The sequence below is a fragment of the Microcella sp. genome (assembly GCF_019739195.1).
In the GTDB taxonomy this organism is placed as follows: domain Bacteria; phylum Actinomycetota; class Actinomycetes; order Actinomycetales; family Microbacteriaceae; genus Microcella.
In genome coordinates this window covers 2,495,955-2,514,636 of sequence record NZ_JAHHDS010000003.1, presented here as the reverse complement: position 1 = coordinate 2,514,636, position 18,682 = coordinate 2,495,955, and the positions used below count along the sequence as shown (strand labels likewise).

19 protein-coding genes are annotated in these 18,682 nt (G+C 67.7%); 9 read left to right on the top strand and 10 right to left on the bottom strand.

The window, feature by feature from the left end:
* The first annotated feature begins 143 nt into the window (after positions 1 to 143).
* Positions 144 to 1,802 carry an FAD-binding dehydrogenase gene (locus tag KL788_RS13855; protein WP_293172993.1) on the top strand — a complete coding sequence of 553 codons (1,659 nt, stop codon included), beginning with the start codon at positions 144 to 146 and terminating at the stop codon, positions 1,800 to 1,802.
* On the opposite strand, the gene KL788_RS13850 is transcribed toward KL788_RS13855, so the two are convergent.
* The gene (locus KL788_RS13850; protein ID WP_293172990.1) at positions 1,799 to 2,482 is read right to left on the bottom strand and encodes a hypothetical protein; all 684 of its coding nucleotides are present in this window, start codon (positions 2,480 to 2,482) and stop codon (positions 1,799 to 1,801) included. The two genes, KL788_RS13855 and KL788_RS13850, sit on opposite strands and share 4 nt — an antisense overlap.
* A gap of 52 nt (positions 2,483 to 2,534) precedes the next feature.
* Here KL788_RS13850 and KL788_RS13845 point away from each other — a divergent pair, with 52 nt between their 5' ends.
* A complete protein-coding gene (locus KL788_RS13845; protein WP_293173367.1) occupies positions 2,535 to 3,383 on the top strand; it encodes an acyl-CoA thioesterase in 849 nt (282 codons plus the stop codon).
* Positions 3,384 to 3,393: 10 nt separating this feature from the next.
* On the opposite strand, the gene KL788_RS13840 is transcribed toward KL788_RS13845, so the two are convergent.
* The 6 genes from KL788_RS13840 to KL788_RS13815 all read right to left on the bottom strand — a co-directional run bounded on the left by KL788_RS13840 (position 3,394) and on the right by KL788_RS13815 (position 8,727).
* Positions 3,394 to 4,356 (bottom strand): permease prefix domain 1-containing protein, encoded by a 963-nt coding sequence (locus KL788_RS13840; RefSeq protein WP_293172987.1) that lies wholly within the window; start codon positions 4,354 to 4,356, stop codon positions 3,394 to 3,396.
* On the bottom strand, positions 4,353 to 4,709 hold the full coding sequence (locus KL788_RS13835) for a PadR family transcriptional regulator (protein WP_293172984.1): 357 nt from the start codon (positions 4,707 to 4,709) through the stop codon (positions 4,353 to 4,355). The genes KL788_RS13840 and KL788_RS13835 overlap by 4 nt, the downstream gene beginning before the upstream one ends.
* A 73-nt stretch (positions 4,710 to 4,782) precedes the next feature.
* Positions 4,783 to 5,247, bottom strand: coding sequence for an acyl-CoA thioesterase (locus KL788_RS13830; RefSeq protein WP_293172981.1), 465 nt, complete (start codon positions 5,245 to 5,247; stop codon positions 4,783 to 4,785).
* A complete protein-coding gene (locus KL788_RS13825; RefSeq protein ID WP_293172978.1) occupies positions 5,244 to 6,557 on the bottom strand; it encodes a DUF2254 domain-containing protein in 1,314 nt (437 codons plus the stop codon). The genes KL788_RS13830 and KL788_RS13825 overlap by 4 nt, the downstream gene beginning before the upstream one ends.
* Positions 6,558 to 6,568: 11 nt before the next feature.
* Complete coding sequence (ettA, locus tag KL788_RS13820) at positions 6,569 to 8,251, bottom strand: energy-dependent translational throttle protein EttA (RefSeq protein WP_293172975.1); 1,683 nt, start codon at positions 8,249 to 8,251, stop codon at positions 6,569 to 6,571.
* A 2-nt stretch (positions 8,252 to 8,253) separates the two neighbouring features.
* Positions 8,254 to 8,727: a DUF6993 domain-containing protein gene (locus tag KL788_RS13815; protein ID WP_293172972.1), complete on the bottom strand. Its 474-nt coding sequence runs from the start codon at positions 8,725 to 8,727 to the stop codon at positions 8,254 to 8,256.
* Between the two features lie 371 nt (positions 8,728 to 9,098).
* Here KL788_RS13815 and KL788_RS13810 point away from each other — a divergent pair, with 371 nt between their 5' ends.
* The 4 genes from KL788_RS13810 (at position 9,099) to KL788_RS13795 (ending at position 14,290) form a co-directional block, all read left to right on the top strand.
* Positions 9,099 to 10,490: a hypothetical protein gene (locus tag KL788_RS13810; protein WP_293172969.1), complete on the top strand. Its 1,392-nt coding sequence runs from the start codon at positions 9,099 to 9,101 to the stop codon at positions 10,488 to 10,490.
* A 64-nt stretch (positions 10,491 to 10,554) separates the two neighbouring features.
* Positions 10,555 to 10,941, top strand: a complete 387-nt coding sequence (locus tag KL788_RS13805; protein WP_293172966.1) for a response regulator — start codon at positions 10,555 to 10,557, stop codon at positions 10,939 to 10,941.
* Positions 10,938 to 13,634 (top strand): PAS domain S-box protein, encoded by a 2,697-nt coding sequence (locus tag KL788_RS13800; protein WP_293172963.1) that lies wholly within the window; start codon positions 10,938 to 10,940, stop codon positions 13,632 to 13,634. The genes KL788_RS13805 and KL788_RS13800 overlap by 4 nt, the downstream gene beginning before the upstream one ends.
* Positions 13,631 to 14,290, top strand: coding sequence for a response regulator (locus tag KL788_RS13795; protein ID WP_293172960.1), 660 nt, complete (start codon positions 13,631 to 13,633; stop codon positions 14,288 to 14,290). The genes KL788_RS13800 and KL788_RS13795 overlap by 4 nt, the downstream gene beginning before the upstream one ends.
* A 13-nt stretch (positions 14,291 to 14,303) precedes the next feature.
* Here the strand turns inward: KL788_RS13795 and KL788_RS13790 are convergent, their stop codons facing one another.
* The 3 genes from KL788_RS13790 to msrA form a co-directional block, all read right to left on the bottom strand.
* Positions 14,304 to 14,819 carry a single-stranded DNA-binding protein gene (locus KL788_RS13790; protein WP_293172957.1) on the bottom strand — a complete coding sequence of 172 codons (516 nt, stop codon included), beginning with the start codon at positions 14,817 to 14,819 and terminating at the stop codon, positions 14,304 to 14,306.
* Between the two features lie 206 nt (positions 14,820 to 15,025).
* Positions 15,026 to 15,235 (bottom strand): methyltransferase, encoded by a 210-nt coding sequence (locus KL788_RS13785; RefSeq protein ID WP_293172954.1) that lies wholly within the window; start codon positions 15,233 to 15,235, stop codon positions 15,026 to 15,028.
* An 89-nt stretch (positions 15,236 to 15,324) separates the two neighbouring features.
* The gene (msrA, locus tag KL788_RS13780) at positions 15,325 to 15,852 is read right to left on the bottom strand and encodes a peptide-methionine (S)-S-oxide reductase MsrA (protein WP_293172951.1); all 528 of its coding nucleotides are present in this window, start codon (positions 15,850 to 15,852) and stop codon (positions 15,325 to 15,327) included.
* 63 nt (positions 15,853 to 15,915) lie between these two features.
* Between msrA and KL788_RS13775 the strand changes: the two genes are divergently transcribed.
* Genes KL788_RS13775 through KL788_RS13765 form a run of 3 tightly spaced genes read left to right on the top strand, consistent with a single transcriptional unit; the run spans position 15,916 to position 18,669 of the window.
* On the top strand, positions 15,916 to 16,935 hold the full coding sequence (locus KL788_RS13775; protein ID WP_293172948.1) for an aldo/keto reductase: 1,020 nt from the start codon (positions 15,916 to 15,918) through the stop codon (positions 16,933 to 16,935).
* Positions 16,936 to 16,943: 8 nt separating this feature from the next.
* Positions 16,944 to 17,918: an EamA family transporter gene (locus KL788_RS13770; protein WP_293172945.1), complete on the top strand. Its 975-nt coding sequence runs from the start codon at positions 16,944 to 16,946 to the stop codon at positions 17,916 to 17,918.
* A gap of 34 nt (positions 17,919 to 17,952) precedes the next feature.
* Positions 17,953 to 18,669 carry a hypothetical protein gene (locus tag KL788_RS13765; protein WP_293172943.1) on the top strand — a complete coding sequence of 239 codons (717 nt, stop codon included), beginning with the start codon at positions 17,953 to 17,955 and terminating at the stop codon, positions 18,667 to 18,669.
* Positions 18,670 to 18,682 lie beyond the last annotated feature (13 nt).

Below are 18,682 nucleotides of genomic sequence, written 5' to 3'. Positions count from 1 at the left end.
ATGACGGTAGCCATGCGCGGTGCTCGCCACAAGGCCACCGCGCTGAGAGTCGCGAATCTGCCCCGTCACGATCACGCCTCTGCGCGGCATACTGGCCCTGAGCACCCTGCACGGCTGTCCCTCGAGAACACTGGAGTTTTCGCATGACGTCTCTTCCCACCTCCGACGCGATCATCGTCGGCGCGGGCCTCGCCGGACTCGTCGCCGCGGCCGAGTTGGTGGATGCGGGCAAGCACATCACGATCGTCGACCAAGAGCCCGAGGCGACGTTCGGCGGGCAGGCGTGGTGGTCGTTCGGCGGCCTGTTCCTGGTCGACAGCCCCGAGCAGCGCCGCATGGGCATCCGCGATTCGATCGAGCTCGCCCGGCAAGACTGGGCTGGCACCGCCGGGTTCGACCGGCCGGAAGACGACCACGCGCGCGCCTGGGCCGACGCCTACCTCGAGTGGGCCGCGGGCGAGAAGCGCGCCTGGCTGAAGCAGAAGGGCATCGGGCTCTTCCCGGTCGTCGGCTGGGCCGAGCGCGGCGGAGACACGGCCACGCGGCACGGCAACTCGGTGCCGCGCTTTCACATCGTGTGGGGCACCGGGCCCGCGATTCTCGAGCCGTTCATCGCGACGGTGCGCCGGGGCGTGGATGCCGGCCTCGTCACCCTGCTGTTCCGTCACCGGGTCGACGCGCTCACCGTGACCAACGGGCGAGTGGTCGGCGTGAGCGGCAGCGTGCTTGCCCCCGACGACGCAGAGCGAGGCGCGCCCTCGAACCGCGACATCGTCGGTGAGTTCAGCCTCAAGGCGAGCGCGGTCGTCATGGCGTCGGGCGGCATCGGCGGCAACCACGACCTCGTGCGGGCAGCGTGGCCCGAGCGGCTCGGCACTCCCCCGGCGCACATGGTGAGCGGCGTGCCCGCGCACGTCGACGGCCGTGGACTCGGCATCGCCGAGACGGCCGGCGCGCGCCTGGTCAACGGCGACCGCATGTGGCACTACGTCGAGGGCATCCAGAACCACTCCCCGGTGTGGGCGAAGCACGGCATCCGCATCTTGCCCGGCCCCTCGAGCCTGTGGCTCGACGCGACGGGCCGCCGCCTGCCGACCCCGCTCTTCCCGGGCTTCGACACGCTCGGCACCCTCGCCCACTTGCGCACGACGGGCCACGACCACAGTTGGTTTGTGACGACCCAGTCGATCATCGAGAAGGAGTTCGCGCTCAGCGGCAGCGAGCAGAACCCCGACCTGACGGGCCGCAGCGTGCGCGAGCTGCTGAACCAGCGGCTCGGCAAGGGTGCCACGGGCCCGGTCGAGGCCTTCAAGCAGAAAGGCGCGGACTTCATCGTCGCGAGCACGGTCGACGAGCTGGTCGTCCGCATGGCGGCGCTCGAACCGGATGCTCCGCTCGACGTCGACCGCGTGCGCACCGAGATCGCCGCGCGTGACCGCATGCTCGACAACGAGTTCGGCAAAGACGCCCAGCTCACGGCCATTCGCGGCGCGCGGAAGTATCGGGGCGACAAGCTCATCCGCGTCGCGCCGCCGCATAAGCTGACCGACCCGAAGCACGGCCCGCTCATCGCCGTGCGGCTGCACGTGCTGACCCGCAAGAGCCTCGGAGGTATCCAGACCGACCTCGACAGCCGCGCGCTCGCCGCCGACGGCTCACCGTTGCCGGGCCTCTACGCGGTCGGCGAGGCGGCGGGCTTCGGCGGCGGCGGCGTGCACGGCTACCGCTCGCTCGAAGGCACTTTCCTCGGCGGGTGCCTGCACACCGGGCTGCGGGCGGGCCGCGCCATCGCCGGCGCTTAGCCGCCGAGCGACCACGCGCTCTGTTTGACGAGCACGTGCCCGCGGGCCGTGCTCAGGCGAATCCACGGGCCGGCCGCGAACTGCTGCACAGGGTCGTCACCGAGAAAGCCGAGACTCTCGAGCGCGAAAGCCGCTCCCGCCGGCAAGTGCCCGGCATCGGGCAGCGGTCGGCCCCACACCTCGCTGCGCACGCGGTGCACGATCTGCTCGCCCGTGCCCTCAGGAATCGCCGTCGCCACCTCTTCGATGCCCGCGCGCGCCGCCGCGACGAAACCCGCCGCATCGACCGGTGCCATGCGCTGCCAGCCGCCGCGGGGCGGCGAGACCGCCGACCACACCACGGTGTTAACGGCGGCGGGCACGCCGATCGTGACCGCGCCCTCTGCCTCCGAGCCGTCTCCGACCGACGCGAGCGCAGCATCCACCCGCACCTGCATCGATCGAATCGGCACGACCGCATCGAAGCCGCCGTCGCTGAGCGCGAAGGTGCGCAGGCCCAGCACGGTCGGGCCGCGGTCGAGCAGGCCCTTCGGCGTGATGACGGCGACATAGACCGCGAGCACTCCGCTGTCGGCGATGAGCCGCACGGCGCCGGCCTCGTCGAGGCGCAAGGCGCGCCCGAGCAGCACCGAGAGGTCGTGAGCGGCGGGGAGGGAGGTGAGGGTGAACGACGTGTTCATCGCTCTTTAGACTACGCGTGTGACTGACCCGACTCGTGACCCCGTTACAGACATGCTCGCCGCCTTGACGCTCACCGACACCGACGCCCGCACGAGCGAAGACATCTTCACGGCGCCGAGCCTCTGGACCCCGCAGCGGCGCGTGTTCGGTGGGCAGGTCGCCGCGCAGGCGGTGCTCGCAGCGATGCGCACGGTCGAGGCCGATCGCTTCATCCACTCGATGCACGGCTACTTCTTGCGCCCGGGCGACGACGAGCAGTCGATCACGTTCTCGGTCGACCGCATTCACGACGGGCGCTCGTTCTCGACGCGGCGCACGCAGGCGTACCAGAACGGCCAGCCGATTCTCTCGATGATCGCGAGCTTCCAAGACGTCGACCCCGGTCTCGAGCACCAGGCGGAGATGCCTTCCGGCATTCCCGGCCCCGACGATCTGCCGAGCGCGCGCGAGATTCTCGCACCCCTCGATCACCCCGTCGCGCAGTACTGGGCGAACAGCCGCCCCTTCGACCTGCGGCACGTGGATGCTCCCGTGTACTTCGCCCCCGGGCCCGACGCCGTGGCGCACCAGGCCGTGTGGTTTCGCACGACCGCGCCTCTGCCCGACGACGAGAACCTGCACCGCGCCGCACTGGCGTATGCGAGCGACTACACGATACTCGAGCCCATTCTTCGCCGGCACGGCGCCACCTGGGCCACACCGGGTCTGAAGATGGCGAGCCTCGACCACGCGATGTGGTGGCACCGCTTCGCGCGCGTCGACGACTGGCTGCTCTATGTGCAAGAGTCGCCGAGCGCCCAGGGCGGCCGCGGTCTCTCGCAGGGACGCATCTTCACGCGCGACGGCCTGCTCGTGGCGAGCGTCGCGCAAGAGGGCATGGTGCGGGTGCCGTCCGCCTGAACACGGCGCCCTATCGTCGTGCGCGAGCCGCCTTCAGCACGCCGTCGATGCACTCCCACAGCGAGATCGCCGCGACCGCGATCGCGGTGATCACCATGGCTTGCCCGCCGAGCTCAATGAGTTCGGGTACGTCGGCGAGCTGGGCCGAGAACGCCGGGTTGACGATCGAGTCGCTGAGCACCAGCACGATCATCGGCACCGCGAACGCGAGGGTGAGCACGATGTTGCCGACAGCGAGCCCGAGGCTCCACGACCGACGCCGGTAGAGCACGATGGCGAAGACGAGTTCGGCGACGAGCACGACGATGAAGTACGGAATCCACCACGACCACAGTTCAGGCGCGAGGAAGGGGATCGCCCCGCCCTCGGCATCGCGGAACGCGGGGAAGACCGACTGCGAGACGAGCCCGGCGACGAGCAACAGCAGCCCGAGCACGCCGCCGACGAGCACGTCGACGCCCACTTGCGGCTTCGCGGTCGTCGTCGGCAGGCTGTCGAGCGACCAGGCCACGAGAGGGCGATCGGCCGCGCCCGTGCGCTCGATGATCGCGAAGATCACCGTCACCCAGAAGGCCATGGCGATGCCGACACTGACGACCGTGCCCATGGTGCCGAGCACAATGTCGACCGGCCCAGCGCCCGCGAGCGCCTGCGCGATGATGAGAGCGCCGGCGACGATCGGCAGCACGATGCTCAGCAGCACCGTGAGCAGACGACGCCAATCGAGGTACACGGCAGGGCCGATGAGTTGCAGCGGCGTACCCGCGAAGCCCGCGGCGAGGCGGTCGGGGTCGCCGAGCTCGGTGAGAGCATCCCGTTCGGCGATCTGAGGGTCGGTGCCGTCGGCGAGGCGGGCCTCGATGTCGTCAGCGATGGATGCCCGCAACTCGCTCGCGACGTCAGCGCGGCTCTTCTCGGGCAGTCGGCGTACGACCGCGGCAACGTAGCGCTCGGTCAGGGTGGGGGTGGTCACGGTGCTTCTCCTTCAGACAAGCGCACGAGCGCGTCGGTGATGCGGCGGGATTCGTCGAGCAGGCGGCCGGCGAGCGACTCGCCCGCGGCGCTGGTGCGGTAGAACTTGCGCGGTCGGCTGTCATCGGTGTTCCACTCGCTCGTGAGCAGGCCCTGGCTCTCGAGCCGACGCAGCAGCGGGTAGAGGGTGTTGGCGTCGACCTCGACACCGGCATCAGACAAGTGCTCCAGCAGTGCATAGCCGTAGCCGGGGGTGCGCAGCGCGAGCAGGCTCGCGAGCACGACGGTGCCGCGCCGCAGTTCTTGCAGATGGCCGGCGTCGAGCGCCTCAGCGTCGGGGGTCGTTTCACTCACGGATCACACTTTACTGTGCGCCACACACTATAGTCAACTACACCATGTAGTACGTGACTGCAGAACGCGTGCCTTACTGCTGCCGAAACACCAGTGGATCTTCGACATACGGCAGCCAGGCCTCGCGCTCGCTGTCGTCGATGCGCCGTGGCGCCCCCGACTCGCGCTCGGCCAGCACGATCGTCGTCGCCGCCCTCACGTAGAGCGTGCGGGGTTGCTCCCCCGCCGGGCTGTACACCTCGTAGCAGACCTGCAGGCTCGCGCCTCCGAGCTTGCCGATCCATAGTTCGACGTCGAGCGGCTCGCGGTGGTACGGAATCTGCGCGCGATATTCGATCTGCTGGCCGGCGATGAGGGTGATCGACTCTGCACCCGGTCCTGTGGCGAGTACCGCCGTCGGCGCCCCGCTCGTGCCACCGCCCCAGAACGCCGCGATGCGCGCTTCTTCGAGCAGAGTGAACATGCGGGCGTTGTTCACGTGCGCGTAGGCGTCGAGATCGCTCCAGCGCAGGGGAACAGCGACGTGCAGGCGAGTCATCGGGCCTCCTCCGTGGTCCAGGTCGCCGCGGCTCGCAGGCGGTCGCGGTCTTCGGGCAGCAGCGCGTCTGAGTCTGCTCCACGCAGCACGCGATCGGCCGCAGCCACCAGGTCGAGGCGCCGGTGCGCGTCGCGAGAGCGTGAGGCGAGCCGCTCGAGCAGATCGAGCAGCCTCTCGGCGACGATCGGCTGCCCGGTGCTGTAGACCCGTATCGCGTCGACCGCCTCGGTGACGACGTCGATCCAGCGCCGCTGCGCGAGCCGCAGCCGCGGGTGCGCGTCGGCATCCACGACGACGGGCGACGGATCAGCGTGCCCCGCGGTGCCTGCGAAGGCCGCGGTCAATGCGTCGATGGCGGCGACCGCCGTGTACGGGTCGTTGATGCCGGGGCTGATCGCCCGCGCGGCGATGTCGACGAGCTGTCGCGCCAGGTGCTCGACGTCTTGATAGGGCGTGCGTTCATCCCGCACGGCCACCGCCGACCGCACCGCCGATTCGACGCGACTCACGCGCTCGTCGACCGGCGCTCTCGCACTGTGGTCGTCTTCGAGCGCCACCGTCGCCACGAGGTCGCCGTGGCACACGAAGGTGCCGGGCCTCACGAGCAAATCGATGCGCGCTGCGCCCGATCGCGCCGCCGCGACGAGTTCTGATTCACCGATGTCGGCCACGTAGCCATCTGACCGCGCGCGGATCTCGTGATCGGTGCCGTCAGTCAAGGGCCAGAGCGCGTCGGGCCGACGATCGTCGGCCACGCACTCGGGGTAGTTGTGCAGCATGCGGGCAGCGAGCTCGACGCGCACGCCGCCGGCCAGTGTTGAGATCTGGATGCCCGTGCTGATGTGATGGATGAAATAGATGAGCAGGGCGATGCAGAGCACCGTGAGCCCGAGAGCGAGCGAGACGCCGACGCTGGGCACGAACTCGTCGTCGCCCGATCGCACGCGCCGCAGCACCAGCAGAGCGTAGAGCGCAGTCGAGACCAGCGTGGCGAGCACGAGCTGATTGCCGCGGTCTGACATGAAGTTGCGCACGAGCCTCGGCCCATACGCCGATGCCGTCAGTGCGAGCACAGCGATAGTGATCGAGAACATCGTGGCGGCTGCAGCGAGCATCGAGGTGGCGATCGCCGCCAGCAGCCCGCGGGCACCGTCGGGGCCAACATCGATGATCAGTAGCCCACCGATGTCGAGCGCACGATCGAGCACGACGACCGACTCGGCCAGCACCACCGCGAGCACGATTGCGACCGCTGGCACGAACCAGAACGAGTCGCGCACGCGCGCCGCGACGAACGCGAGCCGATTCACGGGTCGCCGCGCTAGTCGCGCGTGAGCTTGCGGTAGGCCGAGCGGTGCGGCTTCGCCGCTTCGGGCCCGAGGCGCTCGATCTTGTTCGCCTCGTACGACTCGAAGTTGCCCTCGAACCAGTGCCAGTAGCTCGGGTTCTCGTCGGTGCCCTCATACGCCAGGATGTGCGTGGCGATGCGGTCGAGGAACCACCGGTCGTGCGTGATGACCACCGCGCACCCGGGGTACTCGAGCAACGCGTTCTCGAGGCTGCCGAGAGTCTCGACGTCGAGGTCGTTGGTGGGCTCGTCAAGAAGCAGAAGGTTGCCGCCCTGCTTGAGCGTGAGCGCAAGGTTGAGGCGGTTGCGCTCACCACCCGAGAGCACGCCGGCCTTCTTCTGCTGGTCGGGGCCCTTGAAGCCGAACTGCGAAACGTATGCCCGAGAAGGAATCTCGGTCTTGCCGACCTGGATGTAGTCGAGGCCGTCGCTCACGACCTCCCACAGGGTCTTGTTCGGATCGATGCCGCCGCGGCTCTGGTCGACGTACGAGATGTCGACCGTCTCGCCAATCTTGAGCGTGCCACCGTCGAGCTCTTCGAGCCCCACGATGGTCTTGAACAGCGTGGTCTTTCCGACGCCGTTGGGGCCGATGATGCCGACGATACCGTTGCGCGGCAACGTGAACGAGAGCCCGTCGATGAGCACGCGGTCACCGAAGCCCTTCTTGAGCTTCGTCGCCTCGATGACCTGTGAACCGAGACGCGGACCGACCGGAATCACGATCTCTTCGAAGTCGAGCTTGCGCGTCTTCTCAGCCTCTGACGCCATTTCCTCGTAGCGCGCGAGGCGAGCCTTCGACTTGGCCTGCCGACCCTTGGCGTTGCTGCGTACCCACTCGAGCTCGCTCTCGAGGCGCTTGGCGAGCTTGGCGTCTTTCTTGCCCTGCACCTGCAAGCGGGCCGCCTTCTTCTCGAGGTAGGTCGAGTAGTTGCCCTCGTAGGGGTAGAGACGGCCGCGGTCGACCTCGGCGATCCACTCGGCGACGTGGTCGAGAAAGTACCGGTCGTGGGTAATGGCGATGACAGCGCCTGGGTACTTCTGCAGGTGTTGCTCGAGCCACAGCACGCTCTCGGCGTCGAGGTGGTTAGTGGGCTCGTCGAGCAGAAGCAGATCGGGCTTCTCCAGCAGCAGCTTGCACAGTGCCACGCGGCGCTTTTCTCCACCCGAGAGATGGGTGACGAGCTCGTCGCCGGGCGGGCAGCGCAGAGCATCCATCGCCTGCTCCAGCTGCGAATCGAGATCCCACCCGTTCTGGGCGTCGAGTTCTTCCTGCAGCCCGCCCATCTCGGCCAAGAGAGCATCGAAGTCGGCGTCGGGGTCGGCCATCGCGGCCGAGATCTCATTGAACCGGTGCAGCTTGTCGGCGAGCTCGCGCACGCCTTCTTGCACGTTCTCGAGCACCGTCTTCGACTCGTCGAGCTCGGGCTCTTGCATGAGAATGCCCACGGTGTAGTCGGGGCTCAGCCGCGCTTCGCCGTTCGACGGCGTGTCGAGACCCGCCATGATCTTGATGATCGTCGATTTTCCGGCACCGTTGGGGCCGACCATGCCGATCTTGGCTCCGGGGAAGAACGACATCGTCACGTCATCGAGAATGAGCTTGTCGCCGACCGCCTTGCGCGCGCGGACCATGGTGTAAATGAATTCGGCCATGCCTACCAGTCTATGGAGAGCGTCTCGCCGATGAGACACCGCCCCGTGCCGAGCACGTCGGCCAACTGCGACGTCAGCCCAGAGTCGATGATCTGGCCGATGAGGCACTGGTCGCCGATGAGCACCGAGACCAAGATCGAGTCTGCGCGCTGGCCGACCGGGGTCGTGTCGGCCGTCACCTGCATGCTCGCCTTGTCGAAGCCGCCGCTGACGAGGGCATTGACGACTGTCTCGCTCGACGGCTCGGGATTGCGCTCGAGCATGCCCGTCAGCAGAAACTCGAAGTAGGGCCGGTTCTGCCCGGCGGTGCCGCCGTCGACGAATTCGGGCTCAGGTTGGGGAGTCGCGCTGGCCGTCGGTTCGGCTGACGGCCCGTCGGTCGGTGAGGGTTGCGCATCGATGGGTGCGCACCCGGCGACGAGCAGCGCGAGGCCGAGCACGGCGACGACGGATGCCCGCACCACCTCGATCCGCATAACTGCCCTCTCACGCTCGCGCCCGTTGGCGCACGTCCGATTCTAGGGTCGCCTTTCGTGAACCCCTCTCGCGAGAGCTCGAAGGCCCGTGGTTCGCATTGCGAACACCCCGGCGTGGCAGCGCTTGCACTCTCCACAACCCAGAGACCATGATCAAGCAACGGAACGAAGCGGACGGTGATCGGGGGATCGCCGGGGGCCGCTTCGAGCTCCGGTGGTTCTGAGTCGTTCGGGTCGACGCAGAACCGCTGCGACAGCGGTCGTTCCTGGTCTCTTCGGGTGAGACCAGGAACGACCGCCTCAGTTAAGGCATCATCGGAGCGTTGCGACTTGCACGCACCGACCGTGCGGCTGAAGGCGAGTTATCCCGAATGACGTTGCGCGAAGCGCTCGGCGGCCCGTGGGCGACCCACTGGGCGATGTGGGTCGGCCTGTTCGTGCCGACCGCGCTCATCGTCGGCCTGCGCGAGAGCATCACGGGCTTTGAGTCGTGGTGGTGGCCTCTGCTGTCGGCCGTGGTTCAGCATCTTGCGGTGGGTGTCATCGTGCTCGGCGGCGGAGCACTGGCCCGACGGCGCAGTGCCCTGCTCCCTCTAGCGGTCGTCACCGTGCTCTGGATCGCCGCGGCCATCGCTCGCGGAGTCATCGGCGGAGCACTGGCGCAGTCTGTCGCCGGCGCTGACCCCGAATACGTCGAGCGGTCGCTCGTCTGGCTTCTGGGCAGCGTTGTCTGGGTTCCGCTCGTCGTCTACACCGCCGCGCAGATCGATCGACGGCGACTGCTATTGGGCGCTCTGGACTCGACGACGGCAGACATCGAAGAGCAGCGCACACAAGCTGGCGAGTCGGGCAATGAGGTGCGGCGGTCGCTCAACATCGCCGTTCGCGAGTCGCTGCAGCCGGCCCTCAGCGAGCTCGTGGCGAGCCTCGAGTCGACGCGCGACCGCCTGAGCGCAGGTTCGCTCGCAGAATTGAGTCTGCGTGTGTCACAGCTGCATGACCGCACAGCCGACCTTCTCGAGCCCACGAGAGGCCCAGTACCGGATCTCGCCCCGGTGCGCTCGAGCGTGCGCCGCGCGTTCGATGTGCCTCCGCGCCTGCCCTGGGTCATCGCAGGTCTCACTGCGCTGTCGACGACGGCTGTGCTGTTGCCCGACGTCTGGCGAGTCTTCGGCTCTCTCGCGGCGATCGAGCTGATCGTCTCGATCACCGTGGCCTCGCTGATCATTGGCCTCGTACCGTGGCTCGTCACCCGCTTCGCGCCCGATAGCCGCTGGGCGCGCGACCAGCGCGCCACCGTGCTCGCCTGCACCGCAGGCATCGGAGCCACGGTGTATCTTATGCTGAACAGCGGAATTGATCCGATCACGACCAACGGTCTGGCAGTGGTACCTCTGCTCGTCGTCGCCCTCGCGATCGCGTGCGTCGTGCTGGTCGGTGCGGTCGTGCTCGCCGACGCGAACCGTGAGGCGTGCGACGCGGTCAGGCAGAAGAGTGAGCAGCTCGAGCTCGAGCGCAATGCGCACGACGCACGGGTCGATCGAGAGCGGTTGCGCCTCGTCGAGCTCATGCACGGGCCCGTACAGGGGCGGCTCGCGGCATGCGTCATGGCCCTGAACTTCACAGCGACGGCCTCGCCCGCCGATGCCGCATCGAGCTCTGCGGTCGACTCGACGCTCGTCGACTCGGTGCTCGACCACCTGCGCGCCGCCTCTCGAGACCTCACGGTCATCGCCTCTGTCGACTCACCCTCCTCCCCCTAACGGGGGCCTCGTTGCGAGGCCCCGCAGGTGTCCGCCACGACAGACCCGCGCCTACACTGAGGGCATGACCACGCCCGAAGGGTCGAACGTCTCGGTGCTCATCGCCGACGACGATCCTCTGGTGCGCCGTGTGCTGCGTATGGCCCTCGAGTCTCAGGGGTATGACGTGCACGAAGCGGGTGACGTGCAAGAAGTCATCGCACAGGCTGAGCAACGGCACGACCTCGTGGTGCTCGACATCAACATGCCGGGCGGTACGGTGCGTGACACGCTCGGCGGGCTCCGCAACGTGCATCCCGATCTTCCGATCCTGGTGCTGAGCGGTGAAGCGACGCCGCCCGACGATCTTCCTGCGATTCGTGCCGACTACGCCCGCAAGCCGATCGACCTCGACGACCTGCTGTCGAGGGTTCGGAGGCTGCTCGAGGGCTCGGTGATCGCACCACCATGATCGACGCCACCGGAACCCCGCCTCTGGCTACCGACGTCGATGGTGTCGGCGCGCTCGCCATGGCGTTCACGGTGCTGGTCGATGCGCATCCCGATGCGGCTTACCTTCTCGACCTCGACGGTCGCTTCCTCGCCGTCAACGACGCTCTGTGCGAGCGCGTGCAGGCAGACCGCGCGAGCTTGCTCGGTCAGACGTTCGATGACACGGTGGCGGCGATCGACTTGCGCTTCGTGCGCAAGAAGTTCGGCGAGGCGGCACGCGGCGAGAGTGTGCAGTACGAAGCCTCGGGTGTGCGGCCCGACGGCACGGACTTTCTCGCGCAGATCACCAACCTTCCGGTAAGGCTCGGCGGCGAGACCGTGGCCGTTGTCGGCTGCGCCGTCGACGTCTCTGACCGAGCGCATGCCCTGCAGCGCACGAGAGCGAGCGAAGACATGCTGCGGCTCGCGGGCCGCATGGCTCGGTTCGGGGGGTGGTCGGTGGATGCTCGCACGAAGCGCATCCGCCTCACCGACGACACACTGCGCATGTTCGGGATCTCGACAGAGATACCTCTCACCAACGAGGTCGCGTGGAACCTCCATCCTCCGGGCGACCGCGAGCGCGTTGCGGGCCTGCTGCAGCGATGCCTCGACACGGGCGAGTCGTTCGATGTTGAGTCGACCATGGTTACGACCGACGGCACGCGTCTCACGGTGCGAACGATCGGTGAGGCCGAACGCGGGAGCGATGGCTCGATCGTCAGGGCGCACGGTGCCGTGTGGGACATCTCTGAGTACGCCGTGGAACGCGGCCGCGCTCGCGATCTTGAAGAGCGCCTCGCGACGTCGCTGCGCACGATCTCAGACGGGCTGATCTTTCTCGACGCCTCGTGGCGTGTGACCTTCGTGAACCCCCGAGCCGAAGAGCTGCTCGGTAGGCAGGCTGCCGAGCTCGTGGAAACCGACCTGTGGAGCGTCTACCCCTCGACGATCGGAACCCCGTTCGAGACCGCCTTTCGACAGGCCGCCAACTCGCGCGAAAGCGTCGTTCACCAGGAGTGGGTCGAACTCACCGAGCGTTGGGTCGACGTCACGATCTACCCGGTCGAGACCGGCGTTGTGCTGCACATGCGCGATGCGACGGCCGACGTGTCAGCACGTGAACGAGAACTCGACACCACTCGGCGACTCGCAGAACAGGCAGCGTTGCTCGATATCGCGCGCGATGCCATCATCGTGCGAGGTCTCGACCACCGGGTGCGGTACTGGAACCGCTCGGCGGCCGAGCTCTACGAGATTCCCGTCGCTGAAGCGCTCGGCGCGGTGGTCACCGAGCTGATCTACGACGACCTCGACGAGTTCAACGCTGCAGCAGACGAAGTGATGCGCGAGGGCTACTGGGCGGGCGAGCTCATGCAGCGCACTCGCGGCGGCAGGTCGATCGTGGCCGACTGCCGATGGCAGGTGCTGCACGGTGCCGACGGTGAGCCCGAGGCCGTGCTCTGCGTCAATACCGACATCACGGCCTACCGCAGAGAGCAGGAGACTCGGGCGCGCTCGCAGCGCATGGAGAGCCTCGGCACGCTCGCGGGCGGCATCGCTCACGACCTCAACAACGTGCTGACCCCGATTCTCATGTCGGCTCAGCTGCTCGCGCACGATGAACGAGACCCCGGCCGACTCGAGTTGCTCGCGACCCTTGAATCGTCGGTGAAGCGCGGCGCCGAAATGGTGCGTCAGGTGCTCGCGTTCGCCAGAGGTGTCGAAGGTCGTCGCGAGAGTATTTCGATGGACAACTTGCTCGACGACGTCGAGACCTACGCGCGCGACGCCCTGCCACACACGATCGCGCTCGAGGTCAACCGCCCCGAATCGCTTGCCTCGTCGACGGGCGACGCGACTCAGTTCATGCAGGTCATGATTAATCTGCTTCTGAACGCACGAGATGCGATGCCCGAGGGCGGCCGATTACGGGTTACCGCAGCCATCGAGCAGCACGACACCGAGGTCGTCTCTATCGGGCACACGGCCTCGGCCGGCGAGTACGCAGTGTTCTCGGTCGAAGACTCGGGGCACGGTATGACGCCCGACGTCGTGGCGAAGGTCTTCGAGCCCTTCTTCACGACGAAAGACGCGGGCAAGGGCACAGGGCTGGGCCTCTCGACCACGCTGGCGATCGTGCGCAGCCACGGCGGCTTCTTGCAGGTCTACAGCGAGCCCGATCATGGCACGTGCTTTCGCGTCGGTGTTCCGATCAGTTCGACAGTCGAGCAATCGCGACCGACTCTGGCCGACGGCGAGCCGCTGCCTCAGGGAGCGGGCGAGCACGTGCTCGTCGTGGATGATGAAGAGTTCGTCAGACGCATCACGTGCCAGACCCTCGAAGCCCACGGTTTCCGCACGACACAGGCGTCGAATGGTCAGGAGGGGATCGACTTCATCGAGTCGGGCGGCGATCCCGTCGATCTGGTCATCACTGACATGATGATGCCCGTCATGGATGGCGCGGCGACCACCGCGTACCTCGAAGAGCATCACCCTGAGATTCCGATCATCGCGGCGAGCGGGTTGACCTCGCACGGCGATTCTTCCGCTTCGGTCGGCATGGGCGTGTCACGGTTCTTGCCGAAGCCCTACACCACGAGCCTGTTGCTGCGAACCGTTCGCGACACGCTTCACGAGCACGAGTCGACGAGAGCGGATCGAGAATGAGCACAGCCGAGAACCGGGCCCTGCGCGTCGTGATCGCCGACGACGACGCGTTCACCCTCTCGCTCGTCCGTGGCGGACTCGAAGCACAGGGCTACGCCGTCACCGCGACCACCTCAGTCGAGCAAGCGCTCGAAGCCGTGCGCGACACCGACCCGCACGCCGTGATCAGCGACCTCAACTTCGGCACCGCCGAGAACGGAGCCGACCTGCTGCGATTCGTCGCCGACGAGTTTCCGTGGGTTGGCCTGGTCGTGCTCACCTCGCATCGATCGCCTGAGCTCGCCGTTCCTGACCCACAGCGGATTCCTCGCGGTGCCGTCTACCTCGTGAAGTCGCAGCTCGGGCGCATCGACGAGCTGGCAGACGCCGTTCAACGCGCGATCAGCGGCGCACCGGATGATCACGCCGACCTCTTCGACGAACCGCACGACGACGGCGTGCCGTCGGTGACAGCGGCGCAAGCCGAAGTGCTGCGCATGCTCGCGGCAGGCGCGTCGACCCGAGCACTCGCCGAAGCGCGGGGCACAACCACGCGAGCGGTCGAGACGATGCTGCATCGCCTCTTCGTCGCACTCGGTCTCGATACAAGCGAGAACGCGAACCCCCGTGTCGCTGCTGTCACGATGTGGCAGCGTGGGGGGATTCGCGTTCGCTGAGACGGCGCGTCGCTCAGAAGGGGGTCGTCGCCCCCGCTGGTACCAACTCTGACTCTGCCGGTGCGGCGTCGAGCAGTGACCTGTCGGTCGCGCCATCGCCCTCGTCGGCCGCCGCGCCCGCGCTCGGCGACGTGTCAGACGCCTCGGCGCTGCCGCCCTCGCCGCGCGATGCGATGACACTGCGCGTGAAGGTCGCACGACCCCAGGTGAGGTCGTGCCCGATCGACTCTGCATCGATCTCGATGGTCGTGCCCGACTTCTCGCCGCTCTCCCAGTCGCGCACGCGCACGCGCCCGGTGACGATGACGCGCTGCCCCTTCTCGACCGATGAGGCGACGTGCACGCCGAGTTGGCGGAACGCCGTGATCGTGTACCAGTTCGTGTCGCCGTCGACCCAGGCGTTCTGACCGCGGTCGAAGCGGCGCTGGTTCGAGGCGAGCCGGAACGAGGTGATCGCGAGCCCCTCGCTCGTCGTAATGTGCCGGGGGTTCGTGGCGACGAGCCCGGTCAAAGTGATGATGTCGGTCATGGTGTCCTCCTGCGGATGAGTGTCGGGTGGGCGCCGACGGTTCGTGCCGGAGAACGCCGGCGCCCGTGCAGGAGTGTGCTCGTCAGCACGCGCGTCATCGAGCGAGCATCCGCGAACGGGGAGAGAACTCGCCACAGCCGCGGTGGGGAGGAGCGCGCGAGGCCGACCCGCTGGCTGTTCGGTCAGCAGGTCAGCCGCGGCGTCTGTCAGTGGCCGACAAACTCTGGCCGCTCGGCTCCCGGGCCCAGTGCGGCGTGCAGCGCGCGCTTCGCGACCTCGAGCGAGGCGAACGGTCCGCGCTCGTCAGCGTGCGACGCGATGCGCACTCTGTACCCCTGATCGTCGCGATGAATCGTGCCGACGGTGCCCGCGCCCCCGCGGGCCACCCAGGTCGTCGTCTCTGTCGATGCGCTCATGAGAGCCTCCTTCGTCGTCAGGCCGAACAGCTCTGGTGCGCGGCCGACGATACGCTCCTCAGCGACCCGTGTCGAGGGGGCGGATGCTCTCAGGAGGCCTTGACATACGAGGCGTACGACTGCCGAATCTTGTTGACCTTGGGCAGCGCGACAGCAAGGCAGTAGCCCTGCCCCGGGTTCTTGGCGAAGAAGTCTTGGTGGTAGTCCTCGGCGATGAAGTACTTCTCCAGCGGCGAGATCTCGGTGACGATGCCGCCCTCCCAGTACTCGGAGGCTCGGTCGCGTGCCGCCTCGAACAGAGCCTTCTGCTCGTCGTCGGCGTAGAACATGGCAGAGCGGTACTGCGTGCCCACGTCGTTGCCTTGACGGTTGAGCTGGCGCGGGTCGTGCAGCGTGAAAAACACGTCGAGAATGACGTCGGCGGGGATCACGTCGGGGTCGAACGTGACCGCGACCGCTTCGGCATGACCGGTCGACCCGGTGCAGATGAGCTCGTAGGAGGGGTTCTCGACGTGGCCGCCCGTGTACCCCGAGACGACGTCGTGAACACCGTCGAGCACGCGGTAGACCGCGTCGAGGCACCAGAAGCAACCGCCGGCGAGATGAAAGGTTCGCATGGCCGAATACTACGACCGAGCAGCGTGTGCTGGCCGGGTGCCGGCCGGTCATACGCTGTACTCATGCCTGACACTCATGACGCTTACACCGCCGCTGCTGACCGCTACGAGCTGCTCGAATATGCGCGGGTCGGGCGCAGCGGACTGCGTCTGCCGCGCATCTCGCTCGGCCTGTGGAACAACTTCGGCGACGACCGAGCGATCGAGACGCAGCGCGCGATCGTGCGTCGGGCGTTCGACCGCGGCGTCACCCATTTCGATCTGGCGAACAACTACGGCCCGCCCGCGGGCAGTGCCGAAGAAAACTTCGGCCGGCTGCTGCGCGACGATCTTCGGCCGTACCGCGACGAGCTCATCATCTCGACGAAGGCGGGCTACTACATGTGGCCGGGGCCTTACGGCGAGTGGGGTTCGCGCAAGTACCTGCTGAGCTCGCTCGACGCGAGTCTCACGCGGCTCGGGCTCGACTACGTCGACATCTTCTACAGCCACCGCCCCGACCCCGAGACCCCGCTCGACGAGACGATGGGCGCCCTCGCCACCGCAGTCACGAGCGGCAAGGCGCGCTACGCGGGCATCTCGAACTACGACGCGCAGCAGACGCGCGAGGCGCACCGCATCCTCGGCGAACTGGGTATTCCCCTGCTCATTCACCAGCCCCGATACAACATGTTCGATCGGCGCATGGAAGACGGCTTGCTGGATGCTCTCGCAGAGCTCGAGCTGGGCAGCATCGTCTTTTCTCCGCTCGCCCAGGGCCTGCTCACCGGGCGGTACCTCGACGGTATTCCCGCCGACTCGCGCGCGGCCGAGGGCCGGTGGATCAGCGGCGACAACATCGATGAGGCCTACTTGGGCCGAGCGCGGGCGCTCAACGCGATCGCCGAGGCGCGCGGTCAGTCGCTCGCGCAGCTCGCGCTGCTGTGGGTGCTGCGCCACCCCCAGGTCACGAGCGCGCTCATCGGCGCGAGCAGTGTGCGCCAGCTCGACAACAGCCTTGACGCACTGCACGGCGACGCCCTCACCGCCGACGAGCTCGCCGCCATCGAACCCCACGCGGTGCACGGCACCGGCTCGCGCTAGCCACGGCGGTGGGATACGTCTACGCGCTGCTCGCAGCGGTGCTCTTCGGGGCCAACGGTTCGGTCACCAAGATCACGATGGAAGCAGGGCTTTCTCCTGCGCAGGTCACCGAGTTTCGTCTCGTCGGCACGGCCCTCATCGCCGGGTTGGTGCTGCTCGTGATCGACCGCCGGGCCTTCCGACTACCGCGCGACCAGTGGCTCATCATGATCGTGCTGGGAGTATTCGGCGTCGCACTGCTGCAGGCGACTTACGCCGCAGCCGTACAGCTGCTGCCCGTGGGCATCGCGCTGCTGCTCGAGTACACGGCCGTGCTCATGGTGGCGCTCGTCGCCTACTTCGTGCTGAAAGAACCCGTCAAGGCGCGCCTGTGGGTCGCGATCGCTTTCGTACTCGTGGGTCTCGCCGTGGTCGCGCAAGTGTGGGCCAGCACCCTCGATGCGCTCGGCGTCGTGCTCGCCCTGGCCGCGGCCGTGTGCCTCGCGCTCTACTTCTTGGTCGGCGAGCGCCAAGTATCGCGCATCTCTCCCCTGGCGGTCTCGTTCTGGACCATGACGATCGCCGCGATCTTCTGGTCGTTTGTCAGCGGCTGGTGGGAGCTCTCGCCGGGCATCTTCTCGACCCCCGTCGACATCGGCGGGGCGGGTGCCGTGCTCGAGGTGCCCATGGCGGTTCCGCTGGCCTGGAACGTGGTGATGGGCTCGTTCGCGCCCTTCTTGCTCAGCCTCGCCGCCCTGCGTCATCTGCCCGCCACGGCGGCAGGCATTGTCGCCTCGAGCGAGGTTGTCTTCGCCTTCGCCGTGGCCTGGGTCTGGCTCGGCGAAGCGCTCGACCCCGTGCAGATCATCGGGGCTGGCATCGTGCTCGCGGGCATCATCGTGGCCCAGACCGCCCGCGCCGGAAAGGTGATTGACGCCGACCTGGCGCTCGATACGGGCCCTATCACGACGATCGCTCAGCGGCAAGAGGATGGCAGAAAGTAGCGTCTACCCCCAGACGGGGGGTACTCTGCCGAGCATGACATGGGGGAACGACTTTCTGGCGTGGTGGGCGTCTGACGACGGTTGGCGCGTGCTGACGAGTGCGGTGATTCCCGCACTCGCCATTCTCACGGCCGGCATCATCGCGGCACTCATCGGGCGCGGTGCGAGCCGACGCCTCATCGCGCTGCACCGGCAGGATGCTCTGGCGGCGGCCATCAGCGGTTTCATGCTCGCCGGGCGCAAGTCGGCGCAGTGGCACGACCTCACCGAGGTCGAACGCGCGCAGCTCGAGCATCTGGCGGCTGAGAGCGAGACGCGCATTCGGCTGCTGCCGATCGCGGGCTCGGCGCTCGCGGCGTCGTGGGCGTCGCACCAGCTCGAGTCGATGAAGCGCGACTCGTCGGGGTTTCGCTTTCAGGCGCAGCAGACCCTCGCGGAGTACCGCGACCGACTGGTCGAGTGGAGCGAGAAGCCCAAGTCGGCGAAGAAGCTGTTCGGGGCCGACCTCGAGCGCTGGTCGTTCGAGGTCGCCGACGACGCGCCGACGAGCCCGGCCGGCGCGGTCGTCGCCTCGCCCGTGAGCGACACCGAGGCCGCTTGGGTGTCGTCGCCGGGCGCCCTCGACGATCTGCCGCTGACTCCCGAGCCACCGACCTCGGTCGTCGCGCACACCGGCACGATGCCACTCATCATCACGCACCCGCGGCCTGCGAGCACCGTGCGCGATCGGCTGGTTCCCGGCTCGGCCTAAAGCTCAGTGGACC